The following is a 19,931-nucleotide window of genomic DNA, read 5'->3' on the forward strand; positions in this document are numbered from 1 at the left end:
CGCCGCCTATAACGGATCGGCCAAGAAGAACCACAACTTGTACAATGGCAGTTTCAGATATTCCTTGGCGATCTGAAGCCCCGTCTGATTGAAGATAAGCTTCCGATACGACATGCTTCGTTCCGCGGGCCAGGACACCCAGGTGATTTCCTTTGCGGCTGTTGCGAAACAATCGAACGCTCGTCTGGAATGAAACCAGCTCGTGACCACAGCGCCACGGTGTATATTCATCGGCTTCAGGAGCCGTGCCGAAAATTCCGCGTTTTCCCAGGTATTGGCCGATTGGCATTCGACGCTGATCGCCCCTGCCCCAATGCCCTGAGCCATCATCGCGTCCCTAATCGACAGGCAATCTCCGCGGCCGCTGACGAGAATACGTGGTGCGAGCCCTTCCCGCCAAAGCTCGACGGCACGGGCGGCCCGTGGAGGGCCATCGCCACCCAGCACAACGATGATATCGGTTTTCGCGAGAGGATCGCCAACGGCAAGAAGCTCATCCGAGGCGATTAGCGCGAGGACATAGAAGCCTGCAAGCAGCGTTGCCACGACGCAAACGCCCCCTGTGATATACCAACGTCTGGAAGTTGCAGTTTGCGACGTCATGCGGGCAATCCGCGCGCGTGCAGCTGTAGCTCCAATGTTTTGATCACGATCGTTCATTCGTATGCCGCGATCATTCGGCAGTAATGATAGCCTCTGATGCCATCAAGGAATCCGCCGCCCAGAAAGTACGTGTATCTCAATCCGCGTCGACGAACTTCCGATCGCGAACTCAGTATCGCGCTCCAGGGAATGGGTCCATTCCGGAGACATTCGGCTGTTTCGCGGGCTTCCGAGGACGAATAGCGGTTGCGCTCTTCGTTCAAAGGAAGAATGCATACTGAGATCACAGGCTTACTCCCCAGCTAACAATTGCCGTTGCAATTCACTCGTGGTCGCCGGTGACGGGCGCAGTTCTGATGACAGGTTAAGATCGAGCGAGACGTCTGGACACGTGGAAAAATGGAGCAAGGCATCCGCTAAATGGGGAATTGGTCGTATTGTGTGATAGCCACCACCTCCTTTGGGAGGAGGCGTTCCGCCAGTCGAGATACGTGGAGACACGCCTGACAATTGCAGCAAACGGCAGGAGATGGAAGACAGTCACTCCCGTCGCTTTGCGAGCCTGATGTGGACCGGCATGGCGTCGTGCCAATGCCTTCAGGGCTTTGAGGTGGAAGCGAGCACTTTACTTAGTCATCTCAAACCGCAAGAGATCGAGGCAATCATCGGCACGACACTGGGAGAGGAGACCCCCACTTGCACCTGCCGTCGCCGGCTATCCGAAGATCCGGGTACCTGACAGCTCATCCACTCGCCTTTTGTACAAATCGCATAGACAATGCCAAGATGCTGATGCCCGTTCGAAACGTGCGGCATGCGCGACAATACGCTCATTGTCTTTCACAGTGACAATGGCGGCGTGATCAACGCTTTCTTTGCTGGGGAAAGCGATGTCAAGGGCAAGCTTCCGGCCGACAACGGTCCTTACCGCGAGGGCAAGGGGACGACCTATGAAGGAGGTACGCGCGTCGTTGGCCTGGTCAACTGGCCGGGAAAGATCGAGCCTGGCACGGCCGACGGAATGATGCATGTCGTTGACATGTACCCGACCCTGGCGTCTCTGGCCGGCGCTGAGCTCGGCAAGAACAAGCCGCTGGACGGGATGGACATGTGGCCGATGCTGGGTGAAGGAAAGCCATCGCCACGCACCGAGATCGTCTACAACATCGAACCAATGACGGCCGCCGTGCGCCAGGGCGATTGGAAGCTGGTGTGGAAGACGACGTTGCCCCCGAAAGTCGAACTCTTCGATCTTTCGAGGGATACGTCGGAGACCACAAACCTTGCCGATCAGAACCCCGAAATGGTGCAGAAACTGCAGGCGCGGGTCCTCGAGCTCGCCTCTGAGATGTCTCCTCCCCTCATCCTGCAGGACGCCGTGCGATTGCTCTTGCACTCGGACACCGTGCTGCCCGACGCGGCCGAAATGTTCAATGTCGGAGATTGAGTGATTGGGCGGTTCATTCAAAGGGCGAGCGGCGTGCTGCGACCGTTCGTTCCTGGTCACCATGCGTGAACAAGCTCCCTGCCACTTTCTGACCCGCAAAAGGGGCTATGACACCGGTCGCTATGGAGAACCGGTTCGACTTCTCGAGCCAACATCTTAATCGTGATGACGCGTGTGGCTTTCATATGTCGTTTCAAACCGGCAAATGTCATTTACTCGTTAGGATTAGCCGATGGGTTCGAAACGACCTTCCGCTAACGATTTCACCGAACATCTCTCCTTGCTCACCCCCTTCATGACCGAAGATCTACGCCCGCTCGTGCGATTGCAGACGAGCAGTGGTCGACGGCGCTGTGATTGGACAGGATTCTTGACGACGGTGTGGTCCCAGGCAGACCGCCATCACGCGTGCCGCAGCCGAACGAGGTCCGCTGATTGAAGCAAGATCGCTCCGGCGGGCTATTTGCGGCTTTCGTCCCGCCGGCAAACTGCGCTATATAGCTAGACAGGCTAGCTAGTTTGGAGCAAATGCATGGAATGGCAGCTGCAGGACGCTAAGAATCAATTCTCGAAAGTGGTGCAAAAGGCGCGCCACGAAGGACCGCAGATCGTCACGCTGCGCGGCGAGCGTACGGCCGTCGTGCTGTCCGCCCGCGACTACGACGTTTTGCGCGCCGGCCGACCGACGCTGGTCGACGATCTGCTCGGCGGTCCCGCCTGGGACGATGAGCTCGCCGAGGCGGTTGAAGTGCGCCCCAAGAGCCCAAGCCGCGGCGTTGCCTTCTGATGTATCTGGTCGACACCAACATCGTCTCGGAGGCACGACGCGGCACGCCGCAAGCGGTCGCCTGGCTGCGCTCGGTCGACCCGTTGAGCATCTATCTGAGTGCGCTGACCCTCGGCGAAATCATGCGCGGCATTGCCCTCAAGCAGAAGTCGGATCCAAGGGCCGCGTCCCACCTCGCCGAGTGGCTGCGCAAGCTGCGCCACGACCATGGCGACCGCATCCTGCCGGTGACCGACCAGATCGCCGTCGAATGGGGCCATCTTGCCGCGATTCGGCCACGCGGCGATATCGACGGACTGATCGCGGCCACCGCGGTCGTTCACGACCTGATCCTCGTAACCCGCAACGTCAGGGATTTTGAGGACACGGACGCCGCCGTGATCAGTCCTTGGGAGACGCCGGCATGAGCCGTCTCGTGACGGAGCCGGAGCCGCCAAAGGGCGATCTCGCCCACCCGCTCGATGCTGCGGTCGACGCGAATCCTGTTGGCGCTGCCTTCCCCTTCCCTTCCAGAGGCACCGCCGCGGTGCGGCTTCGATGGACACCGGACGTCAAGTGGCGCCTTGGCGGAATGGCTTGCCCATGATTTGCCGCGACGCTTCGAGAGCCGAGTCGTTCCGGTCGAAGAGCCTGTCGCGCTGGCTTGGGGCGACCTCATCGCGCTCGCCAGGCGAAACGGTCGATCGCCACCACCGCAATCGCCCCACGATCTTTCCCTTGCGACATGCAACACAAAGGATTTCAAGAGCTTCGGGCTCGATATTATCGACCCATGGAACAGCTGACTTCACGTTTTCCCCATCAACGGAAAGGATGAACTGCGTGCTCTCCTACAGCCTGCTGAAAAACCATGCCGGCATCCTGCTAGCCGGCGACCACACATCCCTGGCCTGGCTGCATGAAGTTATTCATGACGTTAACGACAGGTCGCCGCTTGTCGTCGACAAGGAAGGTGCGTTTCTTGGGCTGGCCTACGATGTGCGCAAAGCGTTCGAGCAGCAACGAGAAGTTCTCCAGCCGCCAAAACATTTCGAAGAAATCGGGGTGCGATATGGCGTAAAGATTCTATGGCCAGTCCTGTTGCTCCAGCACAGGCTGTTACGGCAATCTCTCGCGTTCCTCAGCCACACGGCCAAGACACAATCCGTCGCCTATGCCTTGGAAGCCGTCATCGAAGATGCGCTAAGCGAGGATTTCGGGGCGCAGGCAGAACGCGTCATCGATCTCTGGCAACGTCTCGATCCGGCTCAGCCCGAGGTGTTCGACATGATGGACAGCCGCAGCGGAATCTATTGCTCGTGGACGAAAGCGCAACGGAAGGCGGGCTTTGCGCAACTCCTGACAAGTTTCGATCCGATGTATGATCGCTACTACGCCATCCGGCTGCAGAATGGTGAAAAGAACCTGATCTCTCCGAGAGATTTTGCAGCTTGGGAAAATGCAGAGTGGCCGGATCCTCGGTGGTAGATCACCCTTCGCATCGGTCCCGATCTCAGGGGCGAGTGCCGATGTGAGGGAACTGACGCAAGCGAAATTGACAAGGATCGACCGCAAGATCCGCGAATTCACAGGGCTGCGCCGAACATTGGAAAATCCGCTCCGCGTGCCACGGCAATAACAGGCCGGATTGTCCGATCCTCGAGGAACTGTCGGACGGTCGGGCCGAATAGGCATAGGCATATTTCGGCAGAGCTTGCCTTGGCCTTCGCCGACTGTCGGGGCCGAGGTTCGATCGATTTTTCGAGATCGCTGGAATAAATACACGCGCACATCCGTATACTCGGTCATGGAACGGAAAGAACGCTCATTCGATGTCATCAGCCAGCTCGCAGCGCTCCGGCGTTATGCGCGCTCGCTCGTGCGCAATGCGGATGATGCGGAAGACCTCGTTCACGACGCATTGCTGCGGGCCTACGAGAAAAAGCAGAGCTTCCGCCGTGGCGGCAACCTGCGCACCTGGCTTTTATCGATCATGCACAATACGCACATCGATCGCCTCCGCCACGACCGATCCTTGGCGCGCCGGCATGACGACGCAGCCGTTCAGACGGAACAGTCGCTGCAGGCTGGCCAGGAACACGCCGTTCGTCTCCAGCAAGTGCGAGATGCATTCTTCCGTCTCCCCGACGAACAGCGCGAGGCGCTGCATCTCGTGGCAATCGAGGATCTCTCCTATCAGGAGGCGGCATCGGCTCTCGGGATCCCGATCGGCACCTTGATGTCGCGCATTTCGCGCGCCCGCGTCCAGCTTCGCGACTTCGAAGAGAAGGCACCGCGCGCTGCGCAGCTGAGGCTAATCGGAGGGAACGGCAATGAAGGCAGTTGATCCTATCATCGACGCTGATCTCGATGCTTACGTCGACGGCGAACTCGACGTGGCGCGCCGCATTGAGGTCGAATCCTTCCTTTCAGAGAACCCAGCGATTGCCGCAAAGGTCATGGCCGACCTCAGTATCAGGGGTGAGTTGCGCCTGGCACTTGCCAGCGAAAGCGCATTTGGTCGCCCGGAGGCGCGTGACGCAGCTCGACGCCTCGAGCGTGGTCTCACCTCCGGAAGCATCTTCCATTCGATGCAGCGGATTGCGGCTGTCGGCGTTCTTATCGCTGCAGGCTGGGTCGCGCATACTTCCTTCGGCGCATTTACGGCAACCGAGGTTGCCGCTTCGGTGCCGGCGCCGGCCTATGTCGAAGATGCGGTGCGCGCTTATCACACGGCAATGCTGCGCCAGTCCGTGCCGTCCCAGCCAGTTGCGACCTACAAGGCGGAGGACATTCGCGCAGCAACGGCAATTGTCATGCCGCAACTGCCTGAAGACTGGAAGATTTCCGATGTGCAGATTTTCCCGTCCGAGTTCGGCCCGAGCGTCGAGATGGCCATCAAGACGTCGCAGGACAAGCAAATCTCGCTGTTTGCTGTACGACCGGGTGCATTCGCCGTGCAGCCCGTCAAGCATGTCGCGCTCGACAGGGCTGAGGCAGCTTTCTGGCAGATTGGCGATGTAGCCTATGCGCTTGTGGCCGGCGATCGCGACATAAATCTGGATACGCAAGCCGATCGGCTTGCCCGCACGCTCTACTAGTTCGTTCAACCGAGGAGATCAGTATGAACCCGACCAATCCGCGTTTTGGCTACGGCTCGGCCGCCGGCTCCCAGGCGCTTTTCGACGAAGGCCTGCGTCAGCATATGCTGCGCGTCTATAACTACATGGGCCTTGGCCTCGTCATCACGGGCATCGTCGCATTTGTCGTCGGTAGCACGCCGGCGCTCTACGTGCCGATCTTCCAGTCCCCGCTGAAGTGGGTGGTGATGCTGGCGCCGCTTGCCTTCGTCTTCTTCTTCTCATTCAAGATCCAGACAATGTCGGCTAGCGCTGCACAGATGACCTTCTGGGCCTTCTGCGCGGTCATGGGCCTGTCGCTCGCATCCGTCTTCCTGGTGTTTACGGGTACGAGCATTGCACGCACCTTCTTCATCGCCGCGACCATGTTCGGCGCGACCAGCCTCTACGGCTATGTGACCAAGCAGGATCTCTCGCGCTTCGGCTCGTTTCTGATGATGGGTCTGATCGGCGTCGTCATCGCGAGCATCGTCAACATCTTCCTTGGCTCGAGCGCGCTGCAGTTCGCGATTTCGGTGATCGGTATCCTCGTCTTCGTCGGCCTGACGGCCTATGACACGCAAAACATCAAGGAACAGTATTCGGAAAATTACGATCAGGAATCGAACCAGAAGCTTGCCGTCTTCGGCGCGCTGTCGCTCTACCTGAACTTCGTCAACATCTTCCAGCTTCTGCTCAATTTCACGGGCGAGCGGGAATAGGAACAAGCGCTTCTGGGGGCAATGGAAGCGCTAAGGGCGCCCGGTCGGCACTCTGTGACAGGATGCGCGGATCGGGTGCCCACTCAACGGAAGCGGCTGGGTCACCACACCCGGCCGCTTTCGTTTAGATCCCCATCAGATGATGCCCCAGGCGCGGTAGCGCCCTCGCCCGGTAATTTCCCGGATGCCGATGTCGTTGAGCAGATTGAGCGCGCCGCGGCTCGTTACCCGCAACTCGCGGGCCACCATTGCCGAAGACACCATCGGCCGCGACAGAACAAAGTCCGCAAGCTGCGGCAGGCTGCTGTTCGAGCGGCGATCCCTGAAGCGGATTTCCATTTGCGTGCGCGCCAGCGAAAGACGGTCCATTTCCTTCAATCCGGCGGCCGCGCTTTCCACCATGGCCTCAAGAAACGCCTGCAGCCTCGTCAGCCGGTCGCGCGCACGCCGCCGCTCATGACGTATTGTCTTGAGGCCGGCATAGAAGGCAAAAAGATGTGACGTGACCTTGCCACGCGCGCGCAGATAGCTGGCAACGAGAAGACCTCCTAGCCAATGCTGTCGACGAAGGGGCTCGATCCTCTCCCAGGCATCAAAGATCAGAGCGGCCCCAAGCGTGGCGGGCAAGCCGTCGGCGATCACAACAGTCTTGCGCCATGCGCGCAAGCGCGCCGGCTCGTCCCATTCCTCGTCATCGAACAGGCCGAGAGGATCCTCGCCCCGTTTTTCGCGAACCGGGTCTGGCGTTTCATGCAACTCCAGCACATCGAGACGGCTATGGCTATCCAACAGCCGCTGCGACCTCTCCAGGATCGCATCGATCTCGGCCAGCTCGGCCGACAGAGGACCATCGTCTGCATCCTCATCGACCATAATCTTTGCGCTTTTGATGTCGAGGGCTGCCCCCTCCCCTTCCATGCCGCCTGCCAGAGCTGACAGTCCCGAGGGAGCGAGTGCCCAGTCCGGCGCCGCCGCCCAGATGCGCCGTCGCACCCGCAGGATTAAATGGGCTATCGTCAGTTCGTGGCTTGGCGTGCGGCTATCCATGCGGGCGTCATGCAGAACGAGGTCTTCGACGTGGACCAACTCACCGGCGACCCAGAGGGCTCCGATCGCATCGAAGAAATGCCTGCGCTCGGCAAAGCCTTCCGCGACCGCTGCGCGTGCCGCCCGCTCATCCAGCCTTGCCAAGCCATCTTCGGCCTCGACAATCGTCGGCAACAGGCTGACCAGCAATGGACTGTCGATTTCATAGCGCATTGTTAGCTATTTCGATTTCCCAGTAACGGAACTCAAATCACGCTTAACTTCCGTCATGTATGGCATGATTGGTCTGCGCATTCAAACGCCGGTGGCTAAAATATATCGCCAGGCACAAATGGCACCATAGACCTGTCAGTTGAAAGCGAATCTCAGTTGGCTGCAGACACTATCTCCCAGCCTTGAACGCGTCGTAGAGGTCGTCGAGGCGGCGCGAGATGTAGTCTCCAAACTCCGCTGCATCACCCGTTTTTAGTGCGATGGTGAAAGAGCCGCCTTTATTGCGGATGCGGCCTCTGACCTTACCGGCTCCCTTCGGAACCCATTCATACTCGCTCCCCGCCTGGCTGTCGGGCTTCCTCGCCAGTTCGGCGATAACGAGTTCGAAGCGCCGATCGCTGTCCTGGGCGATGAAGTCAGCCGAGCCAAGCAGATCCCGCAGGCGGGACGCAGTCGCGTTTGTCCAGTCCTGCGCGAGCGCAATCCACTTGCGGCGTCCGGCGGAAGGCGCCGCACCGATCGCCGTGATCGCGTCCATCGGTATGCTTCTGGCAACCGAAATCAGTTTCGACAATTCCGTCTTGTCCGTCGAAAGCGCCTTCATGATAACAGTTCGCTCGAACCCCTTGCTCTCGAGATTGAAGGCAAACACGGCCCGTTCAATATAGGACAAGTTGCGCCTTGCAGAATTCTCGATGCCTTGCGCAATGACGACGTCCACATCATCAAGCTTTCGGATGATCGCCTGGACCTTGCGCCCAAGCAGTCGCAGTGCCTGAAGCCGCCGGTGCCCATAGACGACCTGGTAGCGAGTAGCGTCCATGGGATGCTGCCGAACGAGAATAGGGACCTCCTGCCCATTCTCTTCGATTGACCGCACCAGCTCGTCGGCAAGATCCTGCGGCAACTCGGCCAGCCGATCCCTGACGAAGGACATGTCCATGAGATCAGGATCGAGTTCAACAATGCGCTCGCCGGACAGCAGCGCGTCCTGCATCGCCCTGCTCTCTTCTTCCATGCGCCCGAGCGTCAGCGCCATCGAACGGACCGGACCGGCCGGGCCGCGCACCGGCGCGCCATCTTCCGAGTTGGCCGCGGCCAACTCCTGCGCGGTATCGTCGAACAGGCCCTTCAGTCGATCCCGTCTGCTCATGTCCGGCTCCATGCTTTGTGAATTCCTGCCAGCACCTCGCCATTGGCGGCGTTGACCGATTCCAACGCGCGGTCGTAGGTCGAACGCCGAACCTGACCTCTTTCGATCTCGTAAAGTGACTGTTTCGTCAGTCCGGCATCGGCGATCGCCGTGGACTTTACGATGGTTGCCGTCAGGACGTCGTCGCTAAAAAGGTTGCGCAGGAGGGCAACGATCTGCGACTGCGGCGCGTCGAACGGTTCGTGGCGCGTGACGACATACTTGATGAAATCGTGCTGCAGGTCACCGCCAGCCTTGCGCACGACCGATAGCAAATCGGAAGTCATCAGCAGGAACTGCGACATCGACGCGACGTCAACCATCTGCGGGTGAATCGTGATGAGAAGCGATGTCGCCGCACAAACGGCGCCGAGCGTCAGATATCCGAGTTGCGGCGGACAATCGATAACGACAATATCGTAGTTGGCCTCGACCTCGGAGATGGCAACCCCAACGCGCCGGAAGAACACCTCCCCCGTCCGCTGGCGATCTGAAAGTGCGCGCGGCGTCTCGTGTTCGAATTCCATCAGTTCGAGATTTCCCGGCACGAGGTCGAGCCCGTCGAAATAGGTCTTGCGTACCACGTCCTTCAGCGAGCGGCGGCTCGTATCGTAGCGGATCGCACCGTAAAGCGTATCCCCGTCGCCCAGATCGAACTCGGGCTGAACGCCGAGCATCGACGACAGCGATGCCTGCGGATCGAGGTCGATTGCCAGGACGCGGTAGCCGTTCAGTGCAAGATACTGAGCGAGGTAGAGCGTTGTCGTGGTCTTTGCCGAGCCTCCCTTGAAATTCGTCACAGCGACCGTTTGCAGTTTTTCGCCTGGCCTGCGCCATGGAAGGTAGGAAAGCGCATCCTTCGGCTTTATCCGCGCCATATGGTGCCGCAACTCGTTGATCTGACCGAGCGTATAGGAACGCCGACCATTCAGCGAAACCTCCGGCTGCGGTCCCTTGCCATCGAGCGACAGCTGGCGCAGGTATCCGTCGGATACGCCGATCATCTGCGCGGCTTCCCCGGATGTGAACGTCCGCAATGTCTTCTGTGACAGTGGCGGAAAGAGCTTCTCGCGAAGAAGCTTCAGCTGACGCGATAGTTGGTGGGCGTGCCGCTCGATGCGCGCGTCCGTCGTCGATACGCTAATGTTGTCCAAAACACCCGACCCTCATCAATGCGCTTTTCTGTCAACATCGCGCTAAAAAGCGTATCGAAGATGCCATGATTCGCGAATCGCGACAACAACAGCCATTCTCGCGCTGGCAAAGTTGGCCGCGGCCAACATCTCGCCCTGGCCCTTGCAGAGATCGGCTGGCTGCGCCAGAAACGATCAGAACATCAGAGGAAAAGACGTGCGTCATATCCACATCATCGGCATCGGGACGGGCAATCCCGAGCATCTGACTGTCCAGGCGATCAACGCAATGAACGCCGTGGATGCCATCTTCATTCCGACCAAAGGAGCCGAGAAAGACGGACTTGCAGCTGCCCGCCGAGAAATCTGCAGCCGCTACCTTGCAAACAACAACACCAAGCTCATCGAGTTTGCCGTACCGAAGCGCGCCGCCGCTGGCCGGACCTATCTGGAGAGCGTGGATGAATGGCATGCCGCCATTGCCGGGACATACGCCAATCTCATTGCAGATCTGCCGGATACCGGTGCGGCCGCTTTCCTCGTCTGGGGCGATCCCAGCCTCTATGACAGCACCATCCGCGTTCTCGAGCGCGCCCGACAAGCTAGCGGACTTGCCTTCGAGTTCAGTGTCATTCCGGGCATTACGAGCGTTCAAGCACTTGCCGCAAGCCACCGTATTCCCGTCAATCTTGTTGGGAAGCCACTTGAAATCACGACCGGTCGACGCCTCCTCGCGAAAGGCAATCAGGCGACAAGCACGATCGTGATGCTTGATGGCGAGACCGCTTTTTCGAAGATCCATGACCCTGACGCGGAGATCTTTTGGGGTGCTTACCTCGGAACCCCGGACGAGATCACGCGCGCCGGACGGCTGGCTGACGTTGCAGACGAGATTGTCAGGCTCCGGGCTGAAGCACGGGCACGTCACGGCTGGATCATGGACATCTATCTCCTGCGCAAAGGGCATGATTTCGACGATCTTTGACTTGGATCATGGTTTTGCGCTGATCGCGCCGATCCTGTAATGACGTGATCAAAGGGAAGCGGTAACGATGGCATTTGGTGAGCAGACGGGGCGCAGCGCAAGGGAGGAGGCACCCTCAGCCTTTATGCGTCGTGGCGCCTGTCCAACGCTCGTTCAACCCATGCGAACGGGCGACGGTCTTTTGGCACGGCTGCGGCCCACTGGTGGTATTTTTTCCATCCGGCAATTCATCCAGCTGGCTGAAGCCGCGCAAAGACACGGAAATGGAATCCTCGAGATCACGGCGCGCGGCAGCCTGCAGATCCGCGGCCTCCGGGGAGAGACCGTCCGACCGTTTGCGGCAGATCTCGACGCTGCCGGCATCTCGGTTCCCGCCGGCCCTATGATCGAACTTTCACCGCTGCATGGCATCACACCTGACGAGATCGGAAATCCTCTTGAGATTGAAGCGCGGCTGCGCGAAAAGTTCGCCGCGGAGCTTCTCTCACCCCTGCTGGCCCCGAAGTTGTCAATTCTGATCGATGGCGGCGACGGCTATGGCCTTGCTCATGTCACCGGCGACATTCGTGTGACCGCGGTCTCCCGTGGCGTCTGGCGGGTCGCTGTTGACGGCGATGAACAAACGGCCTTGCCCTTGCTGACGGGAAGCGCAGATGCGGCGGTTCACGCAATAGGAGATCTGCTTCATCTGCTTGTTTCGCTTGGCCAACACAAGCGCTGCCGCGATATCGAACGCAGACGTCTGCTGGCTGTTTTCCCGTCGACGGAGGAGGTGCTTGCAACAGCGCCCGAGCGCAAAGGCCCCTTGGTCGGCACCCTCGCCCTGGCCAACGGTTCCGCGATTCTTGGCCTAAGGCCTCGATTCGGGCAGCTAAAGGCCGCCGAGCTTATCGCATTTTTGGCTGCAACCGAAGCGCTCGGCGCAACGCAAGTCAGGCCAAGCCCCAGGCGTATTTTCTTTCTGGCGGGGCTCCATTCTCAATCAGCCGCGAGCCTTACGGACATAGCAGCCGGATACGGCCTGTCCGCCGACATCGATGATGCGGCGGCGCATATCGCTGCCTGTGCCGGCGCCGGTGCCTGCGCTTCAGGTCAATTTCAGACCAAGGCTCGCGCCGAGAGGTTGGTCGCCATTGCTGGCGAGTTGCTGGACGGATCGATGGTTGTTCACCTGTCAGGCTGCGCCAAGGGCTGCGCCCATTCGAGACGCACCCTTTCCATTGTCGGTACTGACGAGGGCTACAATCTCATACTGGATGGGGTAGCGTCGGACACTCCCGATGCACAGTTTGCTGGCGGCGGCATCAATTCCGCTATAGAGAAACTCGCTCGCTTCATCAAGAACGAGAGACAAGCTGGCGAATCGACTGCTGCCTGCCTTAGACGGTTCGGCAAAGACGACGTCATAAAGGCGATGCGACAGGAATAGGAATGCCTGACTACGACTATATTCACAGCGGGGATGCTATATACGAGCGATCCTTTGCGATCATCCGCAGCGAAGCCGACCTTTCGCGGTTTTCCGTTGAAGAGGCCGATATTGCCGTGCGTATGATCCACGCATGCGGGCTCGTTGAAGCGGCAGAGCATTTCGTGTTTTCGCCCGGCTTCGTCAGCGCTGCGCGCGCAGCCTTAAGCGATGGTGCGCCGATCTTTTGCGACGCGGAGATGGTGGCACACGGTGTCACGCGCACGCGTTTGCCGGCGCACAACGATGTGCTCTGCACATTGCACGATCCGCGCACGGCCGAGCTTGCAAAGCAGAGTGGCAACACCCGCTCGGCAGCAGCGCTCCACCTTTGGCTGGAGCGGATCGCAGGCAGCGTCGTTGCCATCGGCAATGCTCCGACAGCCCTCTTCCACCTGCTTGAACTGCTACGGGACGGCGCTGCGAAACCGGCAGCGATCATCGGCATGCCCGTTGGCTTCGTCGGAGCCGCGGAATCGAAAGATGCGTTGGCGGAAAACCCCTACGGCGTGCCGTTTGCTATCGTGCGCGGCCGCCTCGGCGGCAGCGCCATGACGGCAGCCGCCCTCAACGCTCTTGCGAGGCCAGGCCTATGAAGAATCCAGGCCGTCTTATTGGCGTTGGCACGGGTCCCGGCGACCCCGAACTTCTGACGGTCAAGGCCGTCAAGGCGATCGAGACAGCACATGTCATTGCCTACTTTGCCAAGCAGGGCAGGGGCGGAAACGGCAAGGCGATCGTCGAGCATCTGTTGAACGCAGAAAAGACCCTGTTGCCACTTTATTATCCGGTGACAACCGAGATTGAAAAAACAGACGAGGCCTACCGGAGCCAGATTACCGCCTTTTACGATCAATCGGCCGCTGCAGTGGCCGCAGAGTTGGACAACGGTCGCAGCGTCGCTGTGCTGAGCGAGGGCGACCCGCTGTTTTACGGCTCCTACATGCATCTGCATATCCGGCTGGCGAACCGCTATCCGACCGAGGTCATCCCCGGAATCAGCGCCATGTCAGGATGTTGGTCGCTCGCCGGTATTCCAATCGTCCAGGGAGATGACGTGCTCTCCGTACTGCCGGGTACGATGACCGAGGCTGAGCTGCAACGCAGACTATCGGACACCCAAGCGGCAGTGATCATGAAGGTGGGACGCAATCTTCCGAAGATCCGCCGCGCGCTGGAGGCATCCGGGCGCCTCGCCGAGGCCGTCTACGTGGAGCGCGGCACAATGGCCAATGCGGTGACGACAAAACTTTCCGATCGCCCCGATGGTGAGGCACCATACTTTTCGCTGGTGCTCGTGCCTGGTTGGGAGGCTGCTCGATGAGCGGGAAGCTCTTCGTGATCGGGACGGGACCGGGCAAACCGGAACAGATGACACCGGAGGCTGCTGCCGCTGTCTCCTTGGCAACAGAGTTTTATGGGTACGGACCCTATCTCGATCGGCTGAACCTCAGATCTGATCAGCGGCGACAGGCTTCCGACAACCGAGAGGAACTGGATCGAGCATCGGCTGCTCTGCGTGCGGCAGCAACCGGTGCGACCGTATGCGTCGTTTCGGGTGGTGATCCCGGCGTCTTTGCAATGGCAGCAGCCGTTTGCGAGGCCATTGACAGCGGTCCAGAAGAATGGCGCGAAGTTGATTTGGCGGTGCTGCCGGGGATTACGGCCATGCTTGCAGTCGCCGCCCGCATTGGCGCGCCACTTGGCCACGACTTCTGCGCCATTTCTCTTTCTGACAACCTAAAGCCTTGGAATATCATAGAAAATAGACTGTCCATGGCTGCACGCGCGGGCTTCGTCATCGCGCTCTACAACCCGATCAGCAAGGCGCGCCCATGGCAATTGGGTAAAGCCTTCGAATTGCTGCGCTCGGACCTGCCTGCGACAACGCCCATAATTTTCGGCAGGGCGGCAGGACGCCCGGACGAATGCATCACGATCCAACCGCTCGGAAAAGCCGACGCGGCGAATGCGGATATGGCAACCTGCGTCATCATCGGCTCGCCCGAGACAAGAGTGATCGCGCGAGACGGCAAGCCGGATCTCGTCTACACGCCCCGGTTCATCGCAGGGGGAAACAGGTGAGCGATCGCCGCCAGCATCGCTTCGATCGTTGTGACCGTCTGCATGGCAGCGGCGGGCGCCCGAGCGACCATGATCACCTCGATACCCAGCCGGCGTGCCGCTTGGATCTTCGCATAAGTCGCCGAGCCACCGCTGTTCTTGGTCACCAGGGCCTCGATACGATGGGCGCGAAGCAGCAAGGCTTCGCTTTCGACATCGTAAGGGCCGCGATCGAGGACCATGTGAACCTCGGGGAGATCAAGCGGCGGCTCGACAGGATCGATGCTGCGCACGAGATAGAAGTGATGAGGAGCGACTTCAGCGCGATGCGCTTCCTGACGACCAATCGCCAGGAATACCCGGCGAGGGGAGGGGCCGAGCTTCTCGATCGCTTCCGTGACGGTCGTAACATGCGTCCACCGATCGCCTGGTTCGGCGAGCCATTCCGGCCGGCGCAGCGCGAATGTGGGAATGCCGACCGCCGCCGAGGCGTCGCAAGCATTTCTGGAAATGCGAGATGCAAAAGGATGCGTTGCGTCGATCATAAGGTCGAAGCGACCATCACGCAGAAACGCAGCCAGTCCCTCGGCACCGCCAAAACCGCCGATGCGAACAGGAACCGGCTGATCGGACGGTATTTGCGTTCGCCCGGCGAGCGAGTGCAAGACGTCGTACCGCTCGTTGTCAGCAAGCGCTTTAGCAAGGGCGCGCGCTTCGCCAGTGCCACCCAGCATGAGAATGCGGATTTTGCCCATGTCTGATACGCCCTATGCACCCAGCCAACGCTGGCTGACTATTATCGGCATCGGGGAAGACGGTCCAGACGGGTTGGGTGACGAGGCGAAACGGCTGATTGCAGCCGCGACTGTCGTCTTCGGCGGTCGGCGACATCATGAGCTGGCCGCAATGATGACCACGGCCAAGAGGCTCGCCTGGGAAAGCCCTTTCGAGAAGTCGGTCGAAGCGGTCGTCGCGCACCGGGGCTCTCCGGTCGTCGTCCTGGCCTCAGGCGATCCGTTTCTCTACGGCGTCGGCGCAACACTGTCCCGGCGTATTGACGCGACCGAAATGCATGTCATCCCTGCCCCATCCTCGTTCAGCCTGGCCGCCTCGCGTCTTTGCTGGCCGCTGCAAGAGGCGATCAGCATGTCGCTGCACGGCCGCCCGTTGGACCTGATCCGGCCGCACCTGCATCATGGCCGGCGCATCATCGCATTGACGTCGGACGGCGAGGCACCGGGCCAGCTCGCGGAGCTCCTCTGCATTGCCGGCTTCGGCCAATCCCGTTTGCACGTCCTTGAGGCGCTTGGCGGGGAGCGCGAACGAAAGCGTCATGCCTTGGCCGATCGCTTTGACCTTGTACAGATAGACCCGCTGAATGTCTGCGGGATCGAGGTCGTGGCAGGAAAGGGGGCGCGAACGATTGCCTTCACGCCGGGGCTTGATGACGCCCTTTTCGAACATGATGGCCAGATCACCAAGCAGGAGGTCCGTGCGGTGACGCTTGCCGCATTGGCCCCGCGCCATGGCGAACTGCTCTGGGACATCGGTGCGGGCTCCGGCTCGATCGGCATCGAGTGGATGTTGGCCGACGCATCTCTGCGGGCAATCGCCATTGAGCAATCGAGCGAGCGGGCCGCGCGCATTGCAAGAAATGCGCTTGCCTTTGGCGTCCCCGGACTTGCAATCGTTGAGGGCCAGGCCCCAGAAACGCTTGCGAACCTGCCCGAGCCCGACGCGATCTTTGTCGGCGGTGGCGGCAGCGACGCAGGGGTGCTTGATGAAGCGCTTCAGGCCCTGAAGAGGGGAGGGCGCATCGTTGCCAACGCCGTCACGCTTGAGATGGAGGCGATGTTGCTTTTTCTGTATCGGCAGCATGGCGGCACGTTGACACGCATTGACATCACACGCGCAGCCCCACTTGGCGGTATGAATGGCTGGCGTCCGGCCATGACCGTTACGCAGTGGTGCTACATAAAGAAGTGAGACAAAGCAGATGACGACAGTTCATTTCATCGGCGCGGGGCCGGGTGCGGCCGATCTGATTACGGTGCGTGGCCGCGATCTCATCGCCAGGTGCCCCGTGTGTCTGTATGCGGGCTCGATCGTGTCCCCGGAACTCTTGCAATACTGCCCTCCCGGCGCGCGCATTGTCGATACGGCACCAATGTCGCTGCACGAGATCGAGGCCGAGTATCTGCGCGCCGCCGCAGCCGGTGACGACGTTGCGCGATTGCATTCGGGCGACCTTTCCGTCTGGAGCGCCGTTGCCGAGCAAATTCGCCGACTCAAAAAGCATAACATCCACTATACGATGACGCCGGGCGTGCCTGCTTTTGCAGCAGCGGCGGCGACCCTTGGCAGGGAACTGACCATTCCGGCCGTTGCGCAAAGCCTTGTTCTCACACGCGTTTCGGGTCGTGCATCGCCGATGCCGAACGAGGAAACAATGGCGAAATTTGGCGCGACGGGCTCAACATTGGCCATTCACCTCGCCATTCATGCGCTGGAACAGGTCGTTGCGGAACTGACACCGCTCTATGGTGCCGACTGCCCCGTTGCGATCGTCGCGAAGGCGTCCTGGCCGGATGAACAGATCATTCGGGGGACGCTTGGCGACATCGAGGCAAAGCTGATCGCAGAGCCCATCGAAAGAACGGCAATCATCTTCGTCGGCCCATCGCTTTCGGCCAGCGATTTTCGTGATAGTTCGCTCTATGATGCGGCCTACCAGCGACGTTTTCGTGGCCGACAATAGGGGCAACGATGGGCTCAGACCTGCACCGAAAGGTAGTCCATGCTCGCACGCAGCGCGCTTGCCGGATCTTTGAGCTCGTGCACCTCGGCTGCGAACGGTTCAAAGGAGAACGGTCCGGCATAACCCGCCTCCATAAGGGCACGCATCTGCCCGACATTGTCCAGACGATCGTCCGTTGCAACCAGCACGCGGTGGGGATCGCGCATATCCACAACGGAAACGGCGGAATCTGCGACACCCGAAATGTGGACCAGTCCGGTCAGGTCAGGGAAGAGTTGGGGTTCGCCGGCAAGATGATGATGGAAAGTGTCATGGACCAGCTTGAATGTCGATCGGCCCGCGACGGCCTCGATTGCTTCGACGGCTTCCACCTTTGAGCGTAGCGAGCAAATCTCGAAGCCCAATGGCTCGACAAGCCCTATGATCCCGGCGGCGTCGAGCATTGGCTTTAGTAAAGCCAAAGACTGGTGCAGCTTCTCCTGGCGCTCGCCATCGGCTCGGCCGGTGCCGTCGTTCTTGGGAACAAGGACGAGCGCCCTGGCGCCACACGCTTTCGCATAGCCAATCAACGCCTGCGCCTCCTCGGCACGGGCGGCGTTCCATTCATTGAAGCGCTGCAGCGCGTTGATCGAGAGAATCGTCAACCCGTGTTGCCGGGCGGCCCGCGCGACCGCCTCCGGCGCGGTTCCATCAAGGATCGCATTGCTCGTGAGATCGTTGCGTATCTCCACTGCGTCGATGCCAAGCGAGGCGGCCAACGCAAAGAAGTCTTCAATCGGCAGCGCCGGCGCCGCCATATGGTTGAGGGCAAAACGAAGCGACGGCATTTCAGGTATCCTCCTAAGCTTTGAACATCCCGAAAGGGTGCTCTTGCCTTCGTTTCTTTACCCAACCGCCTGATGCGATCCACCCCCTTTGCATAGAGGCCAACCTTCATCCTTGAGAGAAAATCATCGCTTTATGATGGAATAACCTCATTACGCTGAAACGGAACGCGCGTCACAAAGACCATTGGTGAACTTAATGGCAACCGTGGCGACAGTAACGGTGCCCAGAATGGCAACGCCGAAAGTAGCGCAACTTACAACATTTGACTAAATTGAAATGCATCCCATGGGCGCGGTTTCACCAAGAAAGCGAAATTTTAATAACATCTGTAAGGAATTTTATTCCACCTACGATCACTTTTACCAACTGCACACCGATATACTTCCAGTGAAGAGAAAATACATTCCGAGGACAGCAAAAACGAAGCATGTTTTTATATAGTATAAGGTTCCGTATTAACTTTCTGAAATATTTTTGTATTGCTTATTAGCAATCATGTATGTAGTTTCTTAATAAAGTAGAAACCATCCGATCAGCAGATTTTTGATTGGACGTATGCAGTACTTCTACTTTGGAGGCATACTAAAGGGGATCATCAAATCGTTCTAGAGACGTCGCAAGGTATTGCGCTCATTACGCACGACTATTCTCCAGAACCATAGAGGTATGAGGCTAGTATGAATTACGTACCTTCGGAATTTGAAAGCGGACGAATACCACTGGGCACGCTTCGGCGTGAGATGGGGGCGTCGGGGACAAAAACGGACTTCGAGCATTCTAACGGCGTGCACGACGACGATCGCTGCGTGCTGATTGTCGATGCCAGAACGCTCGAACGGGAATGCCTTGCAACGACTTTGAAAGCAAATGGTCTTGGCATGACGGCTCACGCCGTCGGCTCGATCGCAGAATGGCAGCGAAAGAGGGATACTTGCCGGCCTGTTGGCGCGGTCCTTCTCAACATCGCCGGCCGCAAGGCAGATGAAGCCGCCCTGTCAGAAGAGATCGCGACGATCACCTCGGAGCTGGCACCGGCTCCCGTCGTTATTCTTGCCGATGGCGACGATCTCGGCCAAACGCTGAAGATGCTCCAATACGGTGCTCGTGGTTTCATTCCGACATCCGTCGGAATCGAGGTATGCGTCGAGGCGATTGCCTTGGCAGTTGCAGGCGGCACCTTTATTCTCGCGGGCAACAGCTTTTCCCCGGGGGCAGCAGCAACGGTCGAGAGCAGCCAGCAGCAACAACGACCGAAGGAGCTCACGCGCATCTTTACGCTGAGACAAGCCGAGGTCGTACAGGCGCTTCGCAAGGGAAAGGCGAACAAAATCATCGCCTATGAACTCAATCTGCGCGAAAGCACGGTCAAGGTCCATATCCGGAACATCATGAAGAAGCTGAAAGCAACGAACCGGACGGAAGTTGCTTACAAGCTGAATGAAATGCTTCAGTAAAGGCAGGCTGAGAGACAGCTTGGCCGATCAATTGTGAGCCGCGGCATCAGACGCGGCTCACAATTGGAGTTGCAACATTTGTGCTCCTGCGCGAGGAGACGCACGGCCAGAGGCGAATGCCCCGGTACTGCT

General features: G+C 59.3%; 22 protein-coding genes. 16 read left to right on the top strand and 6 right to left on the bottom strand.

Going from position 1 to position 19,931, the window contains the following annotated elements; all coding sequences use genetic code 11:
* Positions 1 to 6 precede the first annotated feature (6 nt).
* The gene (locus ATY80_RS19360) at positions 7 to 603 is read right to left on the bottom strand and encodes a YdcF family protein (protein WP_189637214.1); all 597 of its coding nucleotides are present in this window, start codon (positions 601 to 603) and stop codon (positions 7 to 9) included.
* 814 nt (positions 604 to 1,417) lie between these two features.
* On the opposite strand from ATY80_RS19360, the gene ATY80_RS19370 reads away from it, so the two are divergent.
* The 8 genes from ATY80_RS19370 (at position 1,418) to ATY80_RS19415 (ending at position 6,657) form a co-directional block, all read left to right on the top strand.
* The gene (locus tag ATY80_RS19370; RefSeq protein ID WP_245306888.1) at positions 1,418 to 2,050 is read left to right on the top strand and encodes a sulfatase-like hydrolase/transferase; all 633 of its coding nucleotides are present in this window, start codon (positions 1,418 to 1,420) and stop codon (positions 2,048 to 2,050) included.
* Positions 2,051 to 2,582: 532 nt separating this feature from the next.
* Positions 2,583 to 2,837: a type II toxin-antitoxin system Phd/YefM family antitoxin gene (locus ATY80_RS19375; protein WP_088693948.1), complete on the top strand. Its 255-nt coding sequence runs from the start codon at positions 2,583 to 2,585 to the stop codon at positions 2,835 to 2,837.
* The gene (locus ATY80_RS19380) at positions 2,837 to 3,244 is read left to right on the top strand and encodes a type II toxin-antitoxin system VapC family toxin (RefSeq protein WP_088693949.1); all 408 of its coding nucleotides are present in this window, start codon (positions 2,837 to 2,839) and stop codon (positions 3,242 to 3,244) included. Before ATY80_RS19375 ends, ATY80_RS19380 begins: the two co-directional genes overlap by 1 nt.
* Positions 3,241 to 3,423: a hypothetical protein gene (locus tag ATY80_RS30165; protein WP_088693950.1), complete on the top strand. Its 183-nt coding sequence runs from the start codon at positions 3,241 to 3,243 to the stop codon at positions 3,421 to 3,423. The genes ATY80_RS19380 and ATY80_RS30165 overlap by 4 nt, the downstream gene beginning before the upstream one ends.
* Positions 3,424 to 3,650: 227 nt before the next feature.
* Positions 3,651 to 4,304, top strand: coding sequence for a hypothetical protein (locus ATY80_RS19395; RefSeq protein ID WP_245306889.1), 654 nt, complete (start codon positions 3,651 to 3,653; stop codon positions 4,302 to 4,304).
* Between the two features lie 319 nt (positions 4,305 to 4,623).
* Positions 4,624 to 5,163, top strand: a complete 540-nt coding sequence (locus ATY80_RS19405) for a sigma-70 family RNA polymerase sigma factor (protein WP_088693952.1) — start codon at positions 4,624 to 4,626, stop codon at positions 5,161 to 5,163.
* Complete coding sequence (locus tag ATY80_RS19410; protein WP_088693953.1) at positions 5,150 to 5,917, top strand: anti-sigma factor; 768 nt, start codon at positions 5,150 to 5,152, stop codon at positions 5,915 to 5,917. The genes ATY80_RS19405 and ATY80_RS19410 overlap by 14 nt, the downstream gene beginning before the upstream one ends.
* A 23-nt stretch (positions 5,918 to 5,940) precedes the next feature.
* The gene (locus ATY80_RS19415; RefSeq protein WP_088693954.1) at positions 5,941 to 6,657 is read left to right on the top strand and encodes a Bax inhibitor-1/YccA family protein; all 717 of its coding nucleotides are present in this window, start codon (positions 5,941 to 5,943) and stop codon (positions 6,655 to 6,657) included.
* A gap of 135 nt (positions 6,658 to 6,792) precedes the next feature.
* Here ATY80_RS19415 and ATY80_RS19420 read toward each other — a convergent pair whose 3' ends face one another.
* From ATY80_RS19420 to repA, 3 genes are all read right to left on the bottom strand, one after another.
* On the bottom strand, positions 6,793 to 7,917 hold the full coding sequence (locus ATY80_RS19420) for an RHE_PE00001 family protein (RefSeq protein ID WP_088693955.1): 1,125 nt from the start codon (positions 7,915 to 7,917) through the stop codon (positions 6,793 to 6,795).
* 169 nt (positions 7,918 to 8,086) lie between these two features.
* A complete protein-coding gene (gene repB, locus ATY80_RS19425) occupies positions 8,087 to 9,070 on the bottom strand; it encodes a plasmid partitioning protein RepB (protein ID WP_088694085.1) in 984 nt (327 codons plus the stop codon).
* Positions 9,067 to 10,263 (bottom strand): plasmid partitioning protein RepA, encoded by a 1,197-nt coding sequence (gene repA / locus ATY80_RS19430; RefSeq protein WP_088693956.1) that lies wholly within the window; start codon positions 10,261 to 10,263, stop codon positions 9,067 to 9,069. Before repA ends, repB begins: the two co-directional genes overlap by 4 nt.
* A 196-nt stretch (positions 10,264 to 10,459) precedes the next feature.
* Here repA and cobF point away from each other — a divergent pair, with 196 nt between their 5' ends.
* From cobF to ATY80_RS19455, 5 genes are all read left to right on the top strand, one after another.
* Complete coding sequence (gene cobF, locus ATY80_RS19435) at positions 10,460 to 11,227, top strand: precorrin-6A synthase (deacetylating) (protein WP_088693957.1); 768 nt, start codon at positions 10,460 to 10,462, stop codon at positions 11,225 to 11,227.
* 67 nt (positions 11,228 to 11,294) lie between these two features.
* Complete coding sequence (gene cobG / locus ATY80_RS19440) at positions 11,295 to 12,656, top strand: precorrin-3B synthase (RefSeq protein ID WP_088693958.1); 1,362 nt, start codon at positions 11,295 to 11,297, stop codon at positions 12,654 to 12,656.
* A gap of 2 nt (positions 12,657 to 12,658) precedes the next feature.
* Entirely contained in the window at positions 12,659 to 13,291 is a 633-nt protein-coding gene (locus ATY80_RS19445; protein WP_088693959.1) for a precorrin-8X methylmutase, read from the top strand.
* Positions 13,288 to 14,019, top strand: coding sequence for a precorrin-2 C(20)-methyltransferase (locus ATY80_RS19450; protein WP_088693960.1), 732 nt, complete (start codon positions 13,288 to 13,290; stop codon positions 14,017 to 14,019). Before ATY80_RS19445 ends, ATY80_RS19450 begins: the two co-directional genes overlap by 4 nt.
* On the top strand, positions 14,016 to 14,780 hold the full coding sequence (locus ATY80_RS19455; protein ID WP_088693961.1) for a precorrin-3B C(17)-methyltransferase: 765 nt from the start codon (positions 14,016 to 14,018) through the stop codon (positions 14,778 to 14,780). The genes ATY80_RS19450 and ATY80_RS19455 overlap by 4 nt, the downstream gene beginning before the upstream one ends.
* On the opposite strand, the gene ATY80_RS19460 is transcribed toward ATY80_RS19455, so the two are convergent.
* On the bottom strand, positions 14,744 to 15,514 hold the full coding sequence (locus tag ATY80_RS19460) for a cobalt-precorrin-6A reductase (protein WP_088693962.1): 771 nt from the start codon (positions 15,512 to 15,514) through the stop codon (positions 14,744 to 14,746). The genes ATY80_RS19455 and ATY80_RS19460 overlap by 37 nt on opposite strands.
* Between ATY80_RS19460 and cbiE the strand changes: the two genes are divergently transcribed.
* Both cbiE and cobM read left to right on the top strand, forming a co-directional pair.
* Positions 15,513 to 16,745, top strand: coding sequence for a precorrin-6y C5,15-methyltransferase (decarboxylating) subunit CbiE (cbiE, locus tag ATY80_RS19465; protein WP_088693963.1), 1,233 nt, complete (start codon positions 15,513 to 15,515; stop codon positions 16,743 to 16,745). The two genes, ATY80_RS19460 and cbiE, sit on opposite strands and share 2 nt — an antisense overlap.
* A gap of 10 nt (positions 16,746 to 16,755) precedes the next feature.
* Positions 16,756 to 17,517: a precorrin-4 C(11)-methyltransferase gene (gene cobM, locus ATY80_RS19470; protein WP_088693964.1), complete on the top strand. Its 762-nt coding sequence runs from the start codon at positions 16,756 to 16,758 to the stop codon at positions 17,515 to 17,517.
* Between the two features lie 14 nt (positions 17,518 to 17,531).
* Here cobM and ATY80_RS19475 read toward each other — a convergent pair whose 3' ends face one another.
* A complete protein-coding gene (locus ATY80_RS19475; RefSeq protein WP_088693965.1) occupies positions 17,532 to 18,344 on the bottom strand; it encodes a TIM barrel protein in 813 nt (270 codons plus the stop codon).
* A 678-nt stretch (positions 18,345 to 19,022) separates the two neighbouring features.
* Here ATY80_RS19475 and ATY80_RS19480 point away from each other — a divergent pair.
* Positions 19,023 to 19,799, top strand: coding sequence for a response regulator transcription factor (locus tag ATY80_RS19480; RefSeq protein WP_088693966.1), 777 nt, complete (start codon positions 19,023 to 19,025; stop codon positions 19,797 to 19,799).
* Positions 19,800 to 19,931: the final 132 nt, after the last annotated feature.

This window comes from Rhizobium sp. R711, from assembly GCF_002211365.1.
In the GTDB taxonomy this organism is placed as follows: Bacteria; Pseudomonadota; Alphaproteobacteria; order Rhizobiales; family Rhizobiaceae; genus Rhizobium.

Coding starts and splice junctions, on each gene's coding strand:
- ATY80_RS19420 (WP_088693955.1), bottom strand. CDS start 7,917: ATGCGCTATGAAATCGACAGTCCATTGCTGGTCAGCCTGTTGCCGACG.
- ATY80_RS19380 (WP_088693949.1), top strand. CDS start 2,837: ATGTATCTGGTCGACACCAACATCGTCTCGGAGGCACGACGCGGCACG.
- ATY80_RS19375 (WP_088693948.1), top strand. CDS start 2,583: ATGGAATGGCAGCTGCAGGACGCTAAGAATCAATTCTCGAAAGTGGTG.
- cbiE (WP_088693963.1), top strand. CDS start 15,513: ATGTCTGATACGCCCTATGCACCCAGCCAACGCTGGCTGACTATTATC.
- ATY80_RS19415 (WP_088693954.1), top strand. CDS start 5,941: ATGAACCCGACCAATCCGCGTTTTGGCTACGGCTCGGCCGCCGGCTCC.
- ATY80_RS19460 (WP_088693962.1), bottom strand. CDS start 15,514: ATGGGCAAAATCCGCATTCTCATGCTGGGTGGCACTGGCGAAGCGCGC.
- ATY80_RS19450 (WP_088693960.1), top strand. CDS start 13,288: ATGAAGAATCCAGGCCGTCTTATTGGCGTTGGCACGGGTCCCGGCGAC.
- ATY80_RS19455 (WP_088693961.1), top strand. CDS start 14,016: ATGAGCGGGAAGCTCTTCGTGATCGGGACGGGACCGGGCAAACCGGAA.
- ATY80_RS19360 (WP_189637214.1), bottom strand. CDS start 603: ATGACGTCGCAAACTGCAACTTCCAGACGTTGGTATATCACAGGGGGC.
- ATY80_RS19405 (WP_088693952.1), top strand. CDS start 4,624: ATGGAACGGAAAGAACGCTCATTCGATGTCATCAGCCAGCTCGCAGCG.
- ATY80_RS19370 (WP_245306888.1), top strand. CDS start 1,418: ATGCGCGACAATACGCTCATTGTCTTTCACAGTGACAATGGCGGCGTG.
- ATY80_RS19475 (WP_088693965.1), bottom strand. CDS start 18,344: ATGCCGTCGCTTCGTTTTGCCCTCAACCATATGGCGGCGCCGGCGCTG.
- ATY80_RS30165 (WP_088693950.1), top strand. CDS start 3,241: ATGAGCCGTCTCGTGACGGAGCCGGAGCCGCCAAAGGGCGATCTCGCC.
- ATY80_RS19445 (WP_088693959.1), top strand. CDS start 12,659: ATGCCTGACTACGACTATATTCACAGCGGGGATGCTATATACGAGCGA.
- cobG (WP_088693958.1), top strand. CDS start 11,295: ATGGCATTTGGTGAGCAGACGGGGCGCAGCGCAAGGGAGGAGGCACCC.
- repB (WP_088694085.1), bottom strand. CDS start 9,070: ATGAGCAGACGGGATCGACTGAAGGGCCTGTTCGACGATACCGCGCAG.
- ATY80_RS19480 (WP_088693966.1), top strand. CDS start 19,023: ATGAATTACGTACCTTCGGAATTTGAAAGCGGACGAATACCACTGGGC.
- ATY80_RS19395 (WP_245306889.1), top strand. CDS start 3,651: ATGAACTGCGTGCTCTCCTACAGCCTGCTGAAAAACCATGCCGGCATC.
- cobM (WP_088693964.1), top strand. CDS start 16,756: ATGACGACAGTTCATTTCATCGGCGCGGGGCCGGGTGCGGCCGATCTG.
- ATY80_RS19410 (WP_088693953.1), top strand. CDS start 5,150: ATGAAGGCAGTTGATCCTATCATCGACGCTGATCTCGATGCTTACGTC.